10 protein-coding genes are annotated in these 16,053 nt (G+C 72.9%); 7 read left to right on the top strand and 3 right to left on the bottom strand.

The window, feature by feature from the left end:
* Positions 1-91: 91 nt before the first annotated feature.
* The 3 genes from ACTWPT_RS18140 (at position 92) to recD2 (ending at position 4,695) form a co-directional block, all read left to right on the top strand.
* The gene (locus ACTWPT_RS18140) at positions 92-1,240 is read left to right on the top strand and encodes an acetate/propionate family kinase (protein WP_443178571.1); all 1,149 of its coding nucleotides are present in this window, start codon (positions 92-94) and stop codon (positions 1,238-1,240) included.
* Positions 1,237-2,496, top strand: a complete 1,260-nt coding sequence (locus tag ACTWPT_RS18135; protein WP_443178570.1) for an erythromycin esterase family protein — start codon at positions 1,237-1,239, stop codon at positions 2,494-2,496. Before ACTWPT_RS18140 ends, ACTWPT_RS18135 begins: the two co-directional genes overlap by 4 nt.
* Positions 2,497-2,562: 66 nt before the next feature.
* Positions 2,563-4,695 carry an SF1B family DNA helicase RecD2 gene (recD2, locus tag ACTWPT_RS18130; RefSeq protein WP_443178569.1) on the top strand — a complete coding sequence of 711 codons (2,133 nt, stop codon included), beginning with the start codon at positions 2,563-2,565 and terminating at the stop codon, positions 4,693-4,695.
* Positions 4,696-4,702: 7 nt separating this feature from the next.
* Here the strand turns inward: recD2 and ACTWPT_RS18125 are convergent, their stop codons facing one another.
* A complete protein-coding gene (locus ACTWPT_RS18125; RefSeq protein ID WP_443178568.1) occupies positions 4,703-5,752 on the bottom strand; it encodes an SRPBCC domain-containing protein in 1,050 nt (349 codons plus the stop codon).
* 71 nt (positions 5,753-5,823) lie between these two features.
* Positions 5,824-6,243, bottom strand: a complete 420-nt coding sequence (locus tag ACTWPT_RS18120; protein ID WP_443178567.1) for an SRPBCC family protein — start codon at positions 6,241-6,243, stop codon at positions 5,824-5,826.
* 144 nt (positions 6,244-6,387) lie between these two features.
* Between ACTWPT_RS18120 and ACTWPT_RS18115 the strand changes: the two genes are divergently transcribed.
* Genes ACTWPT_RS18115 through ACTWPT_RS18100 form a run of 4 tightly spaced genes read left to right on the top strand, consistent with a single transcriptional unit; the run spans position 6,388 to position 14,781 of the window.
* Positions 6,388-7,929, top strand: a complete 1,542-nt coding sequence (locus ACTWPT_RS18115; protein ID WP_443178566.1) for a TIGR02677 family protein — start codon at positions 6,388-6,390, stop codon at positions 7,927-7,929.
* Positions 7,926-9,125, top strand: coding sequence for a TIGR02678 family protein (locus tag ACTWPT_RS18110; protein WP_443178565.1), 1,200 nt, complete (start codon positions 7,926-7,928; stop codon positions 9,123-9,125). Before ACTWPT_RS18115 ends, ACTWPT_RS18110 begins: the two co-directional genes overlap by 4 nt.
* Positions 9,122-13,435, top strand: a complete 4,314-nt coding sequence (locus tag ACTWPT_RS18105; RefSeq protein ID WP_443178564.1) for a TIGR02680 family protein — start codon at positions 9,122-9,124, stop codon at positions 13,433-13,435. The genes ACTWPT_RS18110 and ACTWPT_RS18105 overlap by 4 nt, the downstream gene beginning before the upstream one ends.
* Positions 13,432-14,781, top strand: coding sequence for a TIGR02679 family protein (locus ACTWPT_RS18100; protein WP_443178563.1), 1,350 nt, complete (start codon positions 13,432-13,434; stop codon positions 14,779-14,781). Before ACTWPT_RS18105 ends, ACTWPT_RS18100 begins: the two co-directional genes overlap by 4 nt.
* Before the next feature lie 177 nt (positions 14,782-14,958).
* Here ACTWPT_RS18100 and ACTWPT_RS18095 read toward each other — a convergent pair whose 3' ends face one another.
* Complete coding sequence (locus ACTWPT_RS18095; RefSeq protein WP_443178562.1) at positions 14,959-15,960, bottom strand: helix-turn-helix transcriptional regulator; 1,002 nt, start codon at positions 15,958-15,960, stop codon at positions 14,959-14,961.
* Positions 15,961-16,053 lie beyond the last annotated feature (93 nt).

Genomic DNA, 16,053 nt, shown 5'->3' with positions numbered 1-16,053 from the left:
CGCGAGACAACCTCCGACCGCGGTAAAGCCGGATAGGTCATTCGTCCGGATACGTCCGTTTTGTGATGGCGGTGGCGGGTAGCCGTGCCGCATGAGCCGGGCGATCGACGAGCAGGTGGCCGAGTCGGAGGCGATATTGACCGTCAACGCCGGTTCGTCGAGCCTGCGCCTCGATCTGGTGCAGGGCGGGAGCGTGCTGGACAGCGCGCACGCCGAGCGCGCCGTCGATCTCCGCGCAGCCAGGGATGAGGTGTCGGCCTTCCTCGGCGGGCACTTCGACCGCGACATCCGGGCGGTGGCGCACCGGCTGGTGCACGGCGGTGAGGTCGTGCGCACCCCGACGGTGGCCGACGACGAGACCGTGGCGGCGCTCAGCGAGATGACGAGCCTGGCGCCGCTGCACCTGCCGCCGTCGCTGGCGCTGCTGGCGGCGGCCCGCGAGGAGTTGCCTGCCGTGCCGCACGTGTTGTGCCCGGACACCGCCTTCCACGCCGGCCTGCCGGCGGCGGCCGCGACGTACGCCCTGCCGCGGGAGTGGCGCGAGCGGCACGGCCTGCGTCGTTACGGCTTCCACGGCCTGTCCTACGCCTGGGCCGCCGATCGGGTGGCCGAGCTGCTCGGCCGGCCGATGCCGGAGCTGGAGCTGGTGCTGGCGCACCTGGGCGGCGGGTGCTCGGTGTGCGCGGTCGCGGGCGGGCGCAGCCTGGACACGTCGATGGGGTTCACGCCGCTGGAGGGCGTGCCGATGAGCAAACGCTCGGGCAGCGTCGATCCTGGCATGCTGGTGTGGTTGTTGTCCGAGGGCCACCTGTCGCTGGAGGAGCTGGGCGAAGGGCTGGAACGGCGATCCGGGCTGCTGGGCCTGTCGAACGGGCGGTCAGGGGACACACGAGAGCTGGTCGCCGCCGAGCGGGACGGGGACGAGGCGGCCGCGCTCGCGCTGAACGTGTTCGCCCACCGGGTGAGCAGGGAGATCGCCGCCGTGGCCACGTCGCTCACGCGCATAGACGCTCTGGTGTTCACCGGCGAGATCGGCTGGGACCAGCCCGAGGTGCGGGAGGCGGTGTGCCGCCGCCTCGGCCTGCTCGGCGTCCAGCCTCCGCCCGGCGGCAACCGCCACGAGGACGGGCCGGTCAGCGCGTACGGCGCCGCCGTCCCCGTCATGGTGGTCCAGGTGCGGGAGGAGCTCCAGCTCGCCCGCGAATGCCTCCACATGCTCGCGGAGGAGGAGGACGAATGACGAGCATCGACGAGGTGCGGCGCTCCGCTCTGCCGCTGACCCGCACCGACGATCTCGACCCGCTGCTCGAACGCATCGGCGACGCCCGGTTCGTGCTGATCGGCGAGGCCAGCCACGGAACGCACGACTTCTACGCCTGGCGGTCCGACCTGACCCGCAGGCTGATCGAGGAGAAGGAGTTCACCTTCATCGGGGTCGAAGGAGACTGGCCCGACTGCGAACGGGTCAACCAGGCCGTCACCGGCGACAACGATCCCTTCGAGGCCCTGTACGGCTTCGCCCGCTGGCCGACGTTCATGTGGGCCAACCACGAGGTCGTGGACTTCTGCCGCTGGCTGCGGCTCTGGAACGCCAAACTTCCGCTCACCGAGCGCTGCGGCTTCTACGGGCTGGACGTCTACAGCCTGTGGGACTCGCTGCGCGCCGTGCGCCGCTACGCCGCCGCCCACCTGCCCGCGCAGATGGAGGCGGTGACGGACGCCCTGCACTGCTTCGAGTCCTACGGGCACGACCCGCAGCAGTACGGCCTGGCCACCCGGCTGGTGCCCGACGCCTGCGAGGACGAGGTCGTGAACCTGCTCGCCGCGGTGCGCAGAGCGGCGCCCGAAGACCTCGGCGTGCGGCAGAACGCCGAGGTCGTGGCCGGGGCAGAACGTTACTACCGGGCCATGGTCCGCGGCGGCCCCGAGTCATGGAACGTCAGGGACGTGCACATGGCCGACACCCTGGACCGGCTGGCGAGCGTCCGCGGCCCCAAGGGGATCGTGTGGGCGCACAACACGCACGTCGGCGACGCCCGCGCCACGGACATGGCGGCGGCCGGCATGACCAACCTGGGACAACTCGCCCGTGAACGGCACGGCGAGGCCGTGGTGCTCGTGGGTTTCGGCAGCCATCGGGGTTCGGTGGTGGCCGCGAACCGGTGGGGCACGCAGCACCACGTCATGCCGGTGCCGCCCGCCCGCCCGGCGTCCCTGGAAGCGCTGCTGCACGAGGCGGACCTGCCCGACGGCCGGGCGCTGTTCGTCGTGCCCGCCGGCCCCAGGCCGATGTGGTACGACGAGCCCATGGGGCACCGGGCGATCGGCGTGGTGTACCACCCGGAGCGGGAACGCTGGGGCAACTACGTGCCGACGGTCGTCGGCCGACGCTACGACGCCTTCATATGGCTGGACCACACCAAGGCGCTGCATCCGCTGCACGGCGAGCCGTGGGGCGACATCCCTTTCCCACCTACGGCAACCACGATGACGTAGTCCCCGCGAGACGCGACCAGCGCCGTGTGAACCCGATTGTCGGTCGCGGATGGTTTGATCTCTACTGTGGAGGCGTCGGTCGAGCAGCTCGTCTACGTCCGGGAGGACGAATACACCGTGGCGCGCATGAGCGCCGACGGCATGGCCGACTTCGTGGCCACGGGGCGGGCGCTGGCCGCGGTGCAGCCGGGCGAGACGCTGCGGATCTTCGGCGACTGGAGCCGGCATCCGCGTTACGGCCGGCGGTTCGCGGTCACCGGCTGCGAGCGGGTGACGCCGTCGTCGGTGCGGGCGATCCGCATCTACCTGGGGTCGGGGCTGGTCAGGGGGATCGGGCCGCGGCTGGCGTACGCGATCGTCGACCACTTCGGCGAGGCCACGCTCAAAGTCATCGACACCGAGCCACAGCGGCTCACCGAGGTCGTCAACATCGGGCCGCTGCGCCAGGCGCAGATCGTCGAGGCGTGGCGGGAGCAGAAGGCGATCGCCGCGCTGATGGTGACGCTGCAGGGGCTCGGGGTCAGCCCGCTGCTCGCGGCCAAGATCTACCAGGCGTTCGGGCAGGACGCCGACGAGGTGCTCGCCACGGACCCGTACCGGCTGATCGGGCGGGTGAGGGGCATCGCCTTCCGCATCGCCGACCGGATCGCGCTGCAGGCAGGTGTGCCCGAGCGCAGCCCGCAGCGGGTCAAGGCGGCGCTGCTTGACCGGCTGGAGGCGGCCGGCACCCGCGACGGGCACTGTTATCTGCCGGTGTCCACGCTGGTCAGGGAGGCGGCGGAGCTGATCGAGCAGGAGCAGGACCTGGTGCGGCCGATGCTGGACGCGCTCGTCGCCGACAGCCGGCTGGTCGTCGAGACCTCGCCGGACCAGCCGGGGCAGATGGTGGCGTACGCCAAGCACATGCACGCCCGCGAGAGCGCGCTCGCCGCCCAGCTCGCCCGGCTCACGCAGGCGCGTTCGACGCTGCCGCTGCGGTCGTTCCGCGAGGACCCCGGGCTGCACGACGACCAGCGCGCGGCCGTCACCATGGCGCTGACCAGCACCGTTTCGGTCATCACCGGCGGGCCCGGGTGCGGCAAGAGCCACACGGTGAAGGCCATCGCGACCATCGTCAGGGCGGGGGGCGGCACGGTCACGCTCACCGCCCCGACCGGCAAGGCGGCCAAACGCCTGTCCGAGCTGACCGGGCTGCCCGCGATGACCGTGCACCGCATGCTCGCCCAGCAGCCCGACCCGGACCCGGAGACGCTCTTCGACGAGCGGCCGTCGCAGGCCGACCTGATCGTGGTCGACGAGGCGTCCATGCTCGACCTCCACCTGGCCACCCGGCTGACCGCCGCCGTCCCGGCGGGCAGCCACCTGCTGCTCATCGGCGACAGCGACCAGCTGCCCAGCATCGGGCCCGGCGAGGTGCTGGCCGACCTGCTGCGCGTGCCGGAGATCCCGCGGGTCCAGCTCACCCACGTCTTCCGCCAGTCGGACGGCAGCGGCATCATCGAGGCCGCCTACCGCATCCGCGCCGGCCGCATGCCGGTGACGCCGGGGCGGGGCGGGTTCTGGTTCGAGGAGCTGGACGATCCCGAGCAGGTCGCCCGGCGGGTCGCCCATCTGGCCATGGTCGCGATCCCGCGCAAGCAGAACGTCGAGCCCGACCAGGTGCAGGTGCTGTGCCCGATGCGCAAGGGCGAGACGGGCGCCACCGCGCTCGGGCGGCTCATCCAGGACCAGCTCAACCCGGCCGCGGACGACAAGCCCGAGCACTGGTCGGGGGCGACCGTGTTCCGGGTGGGCGACCGGGTCATGCCGATCCGCAACAACTACGACAAGGGCGTCTTCAACGGGGAGACCGGGACGGTCACGGACGTGGAGCCGGCCGAGCGCACGATCACGATCAGGACCGACGACGGGGAGAGCGTGCACTACGGATTCGACGAGCTCGACGACCTGACCCACGCGTACGCGATCAGCGTGCACCGCTCGCAGGGCAGCGAATATCCGTTCGTGGTCGCGCCGATCGTCGCCGAGTCCGGCGGGATCATGCTGCGCCGCAAGCTTCTCTACACACTGGTGACCCGGGCCAAGGCATGGGTGGTGCTGGTGGGGCAGCGTGAGGCGCTGGAGCTGGCGGTGCACCGGGTGGGCCACCGCCGCAACACCGGCCTGGCACGCCGCCTGTCCCTGGCCCTGGAGTCCTGACGAACGCCTAGAAGACGGCGCTGTCCTCGACATACCGGCGGAGATTGGCCAGATGCAGCAGCCAGCCCGAGCGGTGCTGCGCCGCCAGGGCCGCACCGTCCGGCAGCGTTCCCCAGCCCGTGTGCAGGATCCGGACCATCGTGGAGCCGTCGATCTCGGTGAGCTGGATCTCGGCCCGGGTCGCCGCGGGCCAATCCTCGTCCGCCCACGACAACACCAGCAGGTGATCGGCGACGACCTCGATCACCTTTCCGGTCGTGCGCGCCTCCCGCCCGTCGTCGTCGGTCCAGCGCTCCTCGAACCGCCCGCCGGCGGTCGCGTCGAGGTCCAGGTAACCCCACCAGCCGGCGCGGATCTCCGCGATGACGATCGCCTGCCACACGTCACGTGCCGGCGCGACGATCGCGATCGATTCGTCGACCAAGGGCTCCGGTCGCTGCTCGCCCATGGTGTTCCTCCTGCCGATGGCCGGCCGGTCCGGCAGGCCTTCCTGGGGCGTGGCCGTCGCTGGGGCGGACGCCGGCCGGACCGTCTCATCGATCAGCAGTCCGGCGTCCCGCAGGAGCAGCTGGACGATCTCCTCCAGTGGGCTGCTCTCGGCGATGATCGTCTCGTGCACGTCAGGCAGGACGTCCCTCTCGACGTACCACTGCCGCATCTCCTCCGGGCCGAACCGGGCGCGCTGCGGCCGGGTCCCGTGCCGGCGGAGCGTCTCCTCCCATGAGACGTCGAGGTAGTAGCAGAGGGTCCTGCCGCGGTGGTCGCGGCACAACGCCTGCAACGTCTCCCCGTAACGGCTGCAGGCGAGGATGCCTTCCAAGATCACGTGGTAGCCGGCGTCCAGAGCGTGCCGGCACATCACGTCCAGCAGGCCGATGTTCACGCCGCCCGGCCGGTCCAGCTCGCGGAGTATGTCGCGGCGGACCACGTCTTGGCTGATCACGGCCATGCCCCGGCGCCCGTACGCCTCCCGCACGGCGCGTGCCACGGTGGACTTGCCAGAACCGGAATTGCCGCGGATGACGATGAAGGTCGTGTCCTGGGATCCGGTGAGCACTGGACGACGGTATCGAATCAGTACGAGGGGCGGTGGGGGGTTAACAGAATCCCGCTCGACCTGCCGGCGCGTCAGCCGGCGCCGTGAGCGCGGTTGGCCACCTCGTCGGCCAGGCGGTCGAGGGAGCGGTCGAGCAGCTCGCGGACCTGGTCCGCCCGGGGGCCCGAGTCCGGCTCGTCGAGCAGGGAGATGTGAACGGTCACCTCGCTGGTCCCGCTCGCCGAGTCCGCCACCTGCAGCCAGCCGGCGTAGTCGGGGTGGTCACGGCCGCCCCACTCCACCCGCAGCTGCTCCTCCGAGGCGCGGAACAGTCCCTCGTGCGTTCCCTCGCCGGGCACCAGGTCGCCGTCAGCCTCGACCGTGCCGGGGCCGGCGCCGGTGACGTGCAGTCCTCGCGGCAGCCAGCGGTCCATGACCGCGACGTCGGACGCGACGCTGTACACGATCGTGCTGACGGCCGGCATCCCGCGCGTCGCCTCGAACTCAGCCACTTCCGTCCCCCTTCTCATCGCCCGGCCCAGGGCCAATGGTGGCGCCGTACCCGTGTGATCTGATCGCAAACCGCGGCCGTCCTGTCGGCGTTCCCCGCTACGGTTTGCGGTGCGCGGGAAGCATGCGAGGAGGGGAGCGGGACGATGGCCGAGCTGCCGCGGGTGCCGCCGGAGATGTTCCGGTTCACCACCACGGAAAGGGCGGATCTGCATACCGCCGTGCTCTACGCCTTCGGGGAGGCCAACGAGCGGTTGGAGACGGCGCTCACCATCGACGAGGTGCGGGAGCGGCTGCGGAGCGTGGGGTGGTACGCGCCGATCGCCGAGCAGGACCTGGCCGGCACGCTCAAGCAACTCGTGGGATGGGGGCTGCTGGACGTGATCTTCAATCACGCCGGGAGCTTCGCCACGGCTGAGGAGTACGAGCGGAAAAACCTGCAATATTCGCTGACCAAGCGTGGGGAGGCGGCGTTCGCCGGAGTGCAGCACGCGATGGCGATGCTGGCCTCGGCGGGGGCGCTGCAGACGGCGGTGCTCGACGCCATCGCCGACCGGCTGGGGGAGCTCGAAGGGCTGCTGCGGGACCCCGACCCGGGCCGTAACCGGCGCATCTTCACCAGCCTGCACGAGCTCGAGGCGCATCTGGACGGGTTGCGCGGCAACACCAAGCAGTTCAACGGCGAGTTGCAGCGGCTGCTGCGCGTCGAGGGGACGGATCTCACCACGTTCCACGAGGTCAAGGCCGCCACGGTGGCCTATCTGCAGGAGTTCGTGACCAATCTGGAGCAGCGGGCGGACGTCATCGCCGCCGCGCTGAGCGGGGTCGCCCGGCACGGGGTGAGCGTGGTGCACGCACGGGCGCTCGACGGGGCCGACCTGCCGAAGCTGCCAGGGGTCGACCACGCGACGCCGTGGCTGGCGGTCCGGGCGGCGCGGTGGGAGGGGCTGCTGCTCTGGTTCGCCCCTGAGGACGGGGGTGTTCCGCGGGTGCGGCAGCTGCACGATGTGGCGCGGCGGGCCATCGTGTCGTTGCTGCAGGTGCTCGACCGGATCACCGACTCGCGCCGGCGCTCTTCCAGCGCCGCGGCCGACTTCCGCACGCTGGCCCGCTGGTTCGCCACGGCGGCCGGCGAGGACGACGCGCACCGGCTGTGGGATGCGGCCTTCGGGCTCGGGCCGGCCAGGCACGCGCATCTCGGTCATGCCGATGCCGAGCTCATCCCGGTCGGAGTGCCGTGGGCGGAGGCGGAGCCGGTCGAGGTGTCGGCGTTGCTGCGGTCACGGGGACGCACCGAGCGGATGGGCCGCACGGGACGAGTGCGTGACGTGGTGGCGTTGCGGGCCGAACGGCGGGCCAGGGCGGAGAAGGAGCGGGCGGAGCTGGAGGCCGCCTGGTCGGCGCTCGCCACGACGGGGGCGATGCGGCTGTCGCAGCTGGGGGAGCTCGACCACGACACGTTCGGGCGGCTGCTCGACCTGCTGGGGCGGGCCCTGGCCGAGCGGCCCGACTCGACCGGGTTCCGGCGGGCCGTGACCTCGGACGGGCGAGTGGAGATCGTGCTCCGGGCCCCGGACGACGGGTCGGTCGCGGTTCTGCGCACCTCGGAGGGATGGTTCAGAGGGCCCGACTACCTCATCGACATCCGCTCGCTCGGGGGCGCGCGCGCTGGGGCGGTGGGCGCGTGAGCACGCTCGCCAACCAGCTCGTCCGGGCCGAGAAGGAGGAGATCGCGCGGGCGATCAGGACGCTCCTCGGCCGGCCGCTGGTGTCCCTGCACGACGATCCGGCCGCGTTCGACCTGATCAGGAAGCGGCGGCAGCCGCTCACCCAGTGGTTCGACTACTTCTGCGGGTGGCGGCTGGTCGTGGAACCGCGTCAAGGGTACGCCCGCCTGGTCAAGGTCAGGTCCGAGGCGAGCGCGACCCGGCCGGCCCGGCGGCGGCGCACGACGCGGGCGCCGTTCGACCGCCGCCGCTACACGCTGCTGTGCCTGTGCGCGGCCGAGCTGCTCACCTCACCGGTCACCACGATCGGCATGCTGGCGCAGCGCGTGGTGCAAGCGGCCGGGGTCGAGCCGGAGGTGCCGGCGTTCGACCCGGTCAAGAGCGAGGAAAGGGCGGCTTTCGTGGACGCGCTCAAACTGCTCGAGCACTACGGGGCGGTCACGGCGATGGACGGGACGACCGACGCCTACCTGGCCGACGAGGACGCCAAAGTGCTCTACCGCGTCGACACCACCCGCGTGATCAGGCTGCTCGCCGCGCCGGTGCCCCCGTCCAGGATCGCGGCGGCAGGAGGGGGCGCCGACCTCGCCGCGCTCACCGCGGAGACCCGGTACGGCGGCGACGAGCCCACCGAGACCCAGCGCAACCTGTGGGCCAGGCACTCGATCATCCGCCGCCTGCTCGACGAGCCCGTCGTCTACCGCGACGGGCTGACCCCCGCCCAGTCCGCGTACGCGGCCTCGCTCACCGGCCGCCAGATCATCCGCCGCGCCGCCGAGGAGGCCGGTTTCGTGCTGGAGGAGCGGGCGGAGGGTTTCCTGCTCGTCGACTCCGACTCCACCGCCACGGACGCCAGGTTCCCCGACGACTCCAGCCACGCCAAGGTCGCCGCCCTGCTCCTGCTCGACCTGCTGGTCTCCGCCGGCCCCGTGACCGCGGCCCGGCTCGAGGCCGAGGCCGCCGATCTGCTGCGCCGCTTCCCCCAATGGGCCAAGGCCTACCAGTCGGACGGCGGCGGGCCGCGGCTGGCCGCCGACGCGCTGGAGGTGCTCATGCTGTTCGGGCTGGCCCGCCGCGGCGGTGACCAGGTCGCCGCCCTGCCGGCCGCCGCACGCTACCGGGTCGATCGCGGCACGGACTTCATGGAGGACGCATGACCGTCACCGAGCTCACCTCCGAACGGGTCAGACGCGGAGGAGAGGGCCGCTGGACGCCCGTACGTGCCGGGATACTCAACGTCTGGCGCTACTACGACGAGGTGTTCGAGTTCCACCGTGGCCGGCTGCTGCTGCGCGGGCCCAACGGCAGCGGCAAGTCGAAGGTGCTGGAGCTGCTGCTGCCGTACGTGCTCGACGCCAGCCTCAAGCCGAGCCGGCTGTCCACGTTCGGCGGCACCGAGCGGACCATGCACTGGAACCTCATGGGCGACGGCGCCACCGGCACCACCCGGGTCGGATACGTGTGGCTGGAGTTCCGCCACTCGGACGGGCGCTGGTTCACCTGCGGCGCGCGCCTCCAGGCCACCATCCACACCAAAAACGTCACCGCCACCTATTTCACGACAGAAGCCCGCATCGACGCGCCGGACGGCATCCGTGTCAGCGGCGAAGGCGGCCAGCCCTTGACCAAGGCGCAGCTCGTGGAGGAGCTCGGCACGTCCGGGAAGGTCCACGAGTCCGCCGACGCCTACCGCACCATCGTGCGCCAGACGCTCTACCGAGGACTCAACGAGCAGCGCTACGACTCGCTGCTCACCGCCCTGCGCCAGCTCCGCACCCCCAAGCTGTCCGAACGCCTCGACCCCGGCCTGCTGTCCGACCTGCTGTCCAGCGCTCTGCCGCCGCTCGGCGAGGGCGAGATCCACGAGATCGCCGAGGGGTTCGAGCGGCTCGACCGGCAGCGCGAGGAGCTGCGGCTGCTCGACCGCGACGTGGAGGAGGCCGACAGGCTCGCCGCCCGGCAGCGCGCGTACGCCCAGCGCGTCCTGCGCGCCGCGGCGGCCGCCGTGACCTCGGCCGGCTACACCATGGACTCGCTCGCCGCCGAGGCCAAAGCCAAGCGGGAGGCCTTGAAACAGGCCGAGGACGAGCTCCTGGCCGCCACGGCGCGGCTGGGGGAGGAGGAGGCCCAGGAGCTGGCACTGGCCGCACAGATCGACGGGCTGAAAGAGAGCGAGGCATACAAGGCGGGCAGCGACCTGCACCGGCTCCGCACCGAAGCGCAGAGCGCCCACGAGACGGCCGCCGGACTCCGCGACCAGGCGGGGACGGCGGCCCGGTCCGCCGCCGCCAAGCAGGAGGTGGCGGCCCGCGCCGAGACCGCCGCCCGCACCGCCGCGGCACTCGCCGACCGCGCCCGCACCGAGGCCCGCCACGCGGCCGAACGCGCGGGGCTGCTCGCGATGCATGAGGAGAGCGAGCGCGCCGGACGGCCCGCGTCTCCCGACGAGGGCGCCGGACGGCCCGCGTCTCCCGACGAGGGCGCCGGACGGCCCGCGTCTCCCAACGAGGGCGCCGACCTGCACGCGTCTCCCGACCAGCGCGCCAGGCAGGGCGCCTCTCGCGACGAGAGCGGCCGGGGCGGTGGCGCCGGGGCATCCATGTCCGGCCCCGTAAGCCCTCATGCCGACGCCGCGCGCAGGCCGCGAGCCGGCGACGATGCCGGGGCGGGCGGCGACGACCGACTCGGCGTCGCCCCGCCGTCTGTCGCACTGGAGAGCGTGCGCGACGGCGAGGAAGCCGTGCGCCGCGCGCGGGAGCTGCTGCGGGCCGCCGTGACCAGCCGCGCCGCCCAGATCAGGGAGGTCAGGGTCGCGGTCCTGGCTCACGACGAGGCGATCAACCGCCGCACCGCCGCCGAGCAGGACCGCGACCAGGCCAGGGACGGCCTCGCCACCGCCCAGCAGGCCCACGACCAGGCCGAACGCCTCCGCGACGACCGCGCCCGCGACCTGGCCGCCGCCCTGGCCGATTGGGCGAGCGGCTGCTCCCAGCTCCGGCTGGACCCGGGCGAGCTGGCCGGCCTGGCGGACCGGTTCGAGCAGGCCGACGAGCTGGTCGGCACGGCCCGCACCATGGCCGCCGTCCGGCTGGCGGCCAGGGAGCAGGAGCTGACGACGTTCCGCGAAGGGCTCGTGGCCGAGCGTGCCGAGCTGGCCGGGGAACGCGAGGGGCTCGACGCGCAGGGTGTGCTGGAGCCGCCCGCCCCGCACACCCGTACCCCCACTGCCAGGGACGGGCGCGCGGGCGCGCCGCTGTGGCGGGCGGTGGCCTTCAGATCCGGCATCGACCTCGTCGCCCAGGCCGGCGTGGAGGCCGCGCTCGAGGCCGCGGGCCTGCTCGACCTGTGGCTGCTGCCCGACGGCGGGTTCGACGCGGGCGAGCACGACGCCTTCGCGGTGGCCGCGCTGTCGCGGCCCGCGCCCGCCTACAGCCTGGCCCACGTGCTGATTCCCGAGCCGGACTCCCCGGCGTCGGCCGACGCCGTGCTGTCCGGCATCGCGTTCGCGCCCACCGCGATGGGCGTCGACCATCCCGCCGTCATCGGTGCGGACGGCACCTGGCGGCTCGGCCCCGCCGCCGGTCGCTGGGTCAAACCCGAGCCCTCCTACATCGGCGCCACCGCCCGCGAACGCGCCAGGCGCCGCCGCATGGCCGAGCTGGACGAGCGGCTCAGCGAGCTCGCGGGCCTGATCGCCGACTGTGACCACCTGCTCGCCGTGCTCGCGGGCGACCGCGACACGCTGGCCGCCGAGCTGCGGCGCAGACCCGACAGGAGGCCGTACGCCGACGCCCTCCAGGCCCTCGACGGCGCGGTGAAGAAGGTGGCGCTACTGGAGGACCAGCTGCGGGTGCAGGAAGGGCGGCTGCGCGAGCGCGAGAAGGAGGCCGGCCGGTCGCTGCGGCGGCTCACCGAGCTGGCGGCGGGACACGCTCTGCCGACCGCGCTGTCCGCGCTGGACAACCTGGAGGAGGCGCTGCGCACCGCCGAGACGACGGGCGCCGTCTGGCACGACCGCCGCGGTGACGCCCGGGCCGCGCGCGAACGCGCAGAGGCCGCCGCCGAGACCGCCGGCGAATATCAGGATCTCGCGGTCAGGGCCGTCGAACGTGCCGAGGAAGCCGCGGCCGCCGCCGTCGTGCTGGCCGAGCGGCTGGCCGCCATCGAGTCCACGGTCGGCGTCGAGCACCTGCACGTGCTCGAGCAGCTCCACGCGACCCAGGCCGCCCACCAGGCCTGTCGCCGCCTCATCAAGTCGGTCAACGACGACCTGGGCCGGCTCAACGCCCGGCTCGGCCGGCTCAAGGGCGAGCTGGGCATGGCGGAGGAGAAGCACGCCGAGGCGGGCCTGGCACGGGACGCGGTGTCCGAACGTTTCCGCCGCCTGGCGGCCGGGCACCTGCCGGAGGACGCGCGGGTGCCGATCGAGCTGGCCCCGGACGCCGGGGTGCGGGCGGTGCTGGAGGCGGCCAGGGCCGTGGCCGAGCGGCTGGCGGCGGTGCCGTACGAGAACAAGAACGTCAGGGAGGCCGAGGCCCGGCTGCAGGACGCCTTCCACCACGCCAGGGAGATCCTCGCGGACCGGGCCGACCTGGAGCTGGCGCCGGACGACGACGTCCAGGTGCTGACCGCCACCGCCGGCGGCGTCCGCGCGGGCGCGGCGGCGCTGAGCACGGCGCTTCGCAAAGAGCGCGATGAGCGGCGCTCGGACATCACGGAGGCGGAACGTGACCTGTTCGACCGCACGCTGGCCGGTGACACGCGGCGGCATCTCGCCGACCGGATCAGGCAGGCCACCGCGCTGGTCGAGGGCATGAACCAGCGCCTCGAACGCGTCCGCACCGCCTCCCGGGTGGCGGTGCGGCTGGTGTGGCAGGTGGACCCGGCCCAGTCGGCCGGCACCCGGGCCGCCCGCGACCTCCTGCTGCGCGACCCGGCCGGGCTGAACGAGGCGGACAAGGAGGCTCTGTACGTCTTCTTCAGGGACCGGGTGGAGGAGGCACGGGCCGACAACTCCTCGGCGAGCTGGGAGGACCAGCTGATGAAGGTGCTCGACTACACGGCCTGGCACCGGTTCGTGGTCAAGCTCGATCGCGGGGACGGGCAGGGGTGGCAGGATCTCACCAGGAAGCTGCACGGGGCGCTGTCGGGTGGGGAGAAGGCGATCGCGCTGCACCTGCCGCTGTTCGCCGCGGTGGCTGCGCACTATCAGACCGATCCTGGGTGCCCGCGGTTCATCCTGCTGGATGAGGTGTTCGTGGGGGTGGACCGGACGAATCGGGGGCAGGTGTTCGACCTGCTGGTGGATCTGGGGCTGGATCTGGTGCTCACGTCCGACCACGAGTGGTGCGAATACCGGGAGCTGGACGGGATCGCGATCCACCAGCTCATCACGGGGGACGGGGACGACGCGGTGACGACGGCCCGCTTCGTCTGGAACGGCTACCGAACGGTCGCGACCGAATGACCGCCTCGGACCCGGCCGCCTCGGACCCGGCCGCCTCCGGCCCGGCCGCCTCCGGCCCGGCCGCCTCCGACCCGACCTCCTCCGGCCCGGCCGCCTCCGACCCGACCTCCTCCGGCCCGGCCGCCTCCGACCTGCCGGGGTCCGGCAGGGCGGCCTTTGGCCTGACCGCCGCCGACCGGTTGCCCGATGATGCGCCGGCCGTGCCGGAGCGGCTGCGAGTGGCGGCGTTGCGGCCGATCTGGGCGGCGCTGCACGATCGGCTCTCCTCCGGCCACCAGGTCAGCCGCGTCAAGGTCACCGGCCTGGAGGACGATCACCAGGCCGCCGTCGCCGACCTGCTCGGCCTCGACCGCTACCCGGGCCCGTCGATCACCATCGACGTGGCCCGGCTGGAGGCCGCGCTGGGCGGGCTCGACGTCCGTACCGTCACCGAGGCGTTGATCGGCCCGCTCGACGACCGCAGGCGCCGGCGGGCGGAGCGGCGGGAGGAGCGCGAGGCGCTGCTGGACTGGTTCACCACCCACCCGGTGGTCACCGCTGAGCCCGCGCTGCTGGCCCTGTCCGCCGTCCGCGCCGGCCGCGACCTCCTCCAGCAGGCCCTCGCCGTGCTCGCCGCGCTGCCCGGCTCGGGACGGCCGCTCGCGGCGGTGGCGGCCGACGTCACCGGCGACCCCCACGCGCTCGACGAGGACACGCGCCTGTCGTCGCTCGTGTTGAAAGCGCTGTCGATGCTCTACGACATCCCCGCGCCCGAGGGCGCCGAGGCGCGCAGGGCGCTGTGGGAACGCGCGGGCGTGGCCTGCGACGCCCTCTCCACGACGGTCCTGGTCGCCGGATTACGGCCCGCCGGCGACTCCGCACTGGCCCGCGTGCTGCGGATCTGGGACGGACAACCCAGCGTGATCACGCTCGCCCAGCTCCAGGACACCTTGGACCTGCGGGAACGCGACGTGTGGGTGGTGGAGAACCCTTCCGTGCTGGCGCTGGCCCAGCGCCGCTTCGGCACCGCCTGCCCGCCCATGGTGTGCACGTCCGGCTGGCCGAACAGCGCCGTCATCCGCCTTCTGCGCTCGCTGCCGGGCACCCAGCTGTACTATCACGGCGACCTCGACGGGGAGGGCGTGCGCATCGCCGCCTACACCATGGCCAAGACGGGCGCCGAGCCATGGCGCATGTCCACCGCCGACTACCTGCGTGGACTCACGGATCTTCGGTCCGGAGTCCCTCCCTCCGGCCGGGTGACGGACGCGCCCTGGGATCCTGAGCTTGCCCCTGCCATGCGATCACATGGCCTGGCAGTCCCGGAGGAACGGGTCGCGGAAGAACTGCTCGACGACCTGACCTGACCGGAACGCAGCACCTTTCCAGCCGATCCCCGATGTGCTCGTGGAACGCCTCCACGAACGCCGCCGAGACGATCGTGGTGTACGCGCCGCCGAGCGCCGTGATCGCGGCTCACGCCCGGGACGCGGATGTGCCCGTGATCCGGAATCCGCGCGCGTCGGAACGCTTCCTGGCGCGCGTCACGGCTGGTCAGGCCCCGGGCCGGGCATGACATCGTCCGTGGGCGGGCCCGCCAGGGCGGCGGCGAGACGCGAAGCGAGCCTCGCGACTGCGGCGCGCAGTTCCGGCCCGCCCTCGACGCGGAAGGGGAACGGCACGTTCGGTAGCCACTCCTGCGCGTACATCGTCGGATTGCTCGTGCTGCCGACGAGCACGCACCCGTCCCCCGACCGTTCGAGCCGTCCCATGGGCGGCCGGATCCAGGGCGCCACCTCGGTGAGGGGAGCGTCGAATACGACGCGCGTGGCAAACTCCCACCCCGTGCCCAGGTTCTCCTCCAGCGCCGCCACCGGGTCGAGGCCGTCGGGCGGCTCGAACGCGTGCGTGCTCCGCTGAACCTGGCGGACGCGGTCCACCCGGTAGGTGCGGATGGCGTCCGCGCGGTGGGAGTAGCACAGCAGGTACCAGCGCCCGTGGCGGACGACGACCGCCCAGGGGTCCACCTCGGCCTCCCACTCGTTGCCGGACTCGCTGCGGTAGGCGACCACCACGCGCCGCCGGTCCGCGATGGCGGCCACGAGCGCGCTGGTGGTGGCGGGATCCGGACGTGCCGAGAACCGGTCCGGCGCCGCCGACGCATACTCGCGCAGCGCCGCCGCCTGCCGGCCGACGCTCTCGGGCAGGGCCCGGATGACCTTGCCCAGGGCGGCGCCGACGAGGTCGCCGACGTCGGCGGCCGTCGGCTGGCCGTCGAGCACCGCCATGACGAGGCCAAGGGCCTCGGGCTCGGTGAAGGCGACCGGAGGCAGCCGCGTCCCGCGCCCGAGCCGATACCCGCCATAGGGGCCGCGGGCCGACTCGACGGGGATGCCCGCCTCGCGCAGGATCCCGACGTACCGGCGCGCGGCCCGCTCCGTGACACCCAGACAGGAGGCGAGCTCGCCGGCGGTCACGCCGGGGCGGGCCTGGAGGATCTCCATGGCGCGCAGAGCCCGTGCGGTGGGGCTGAGATCGGTCGGCACACGAGCACATTACGAGGTCACGTGATGAACAGGAAGTAGAACGTCCGGAATTGGTCCTAGCCTGACGTCCTGACCGAGTTCCGCAGGCAAGAC

The organism is Nonomuraea sp. 3N208 (assembly GCF_052245935.1).
Classification (GTDB): Bacteria; Actinomycetota; Actinomycetes; order Streptosporangiales; family Streptosporangiaceae; genus Nonomuraea.
The sequence above is the reverse complement of the archived record's forward strand: the minus strand, read 5'-3'. Positions and strand labels throughout refer to the sequence as shown.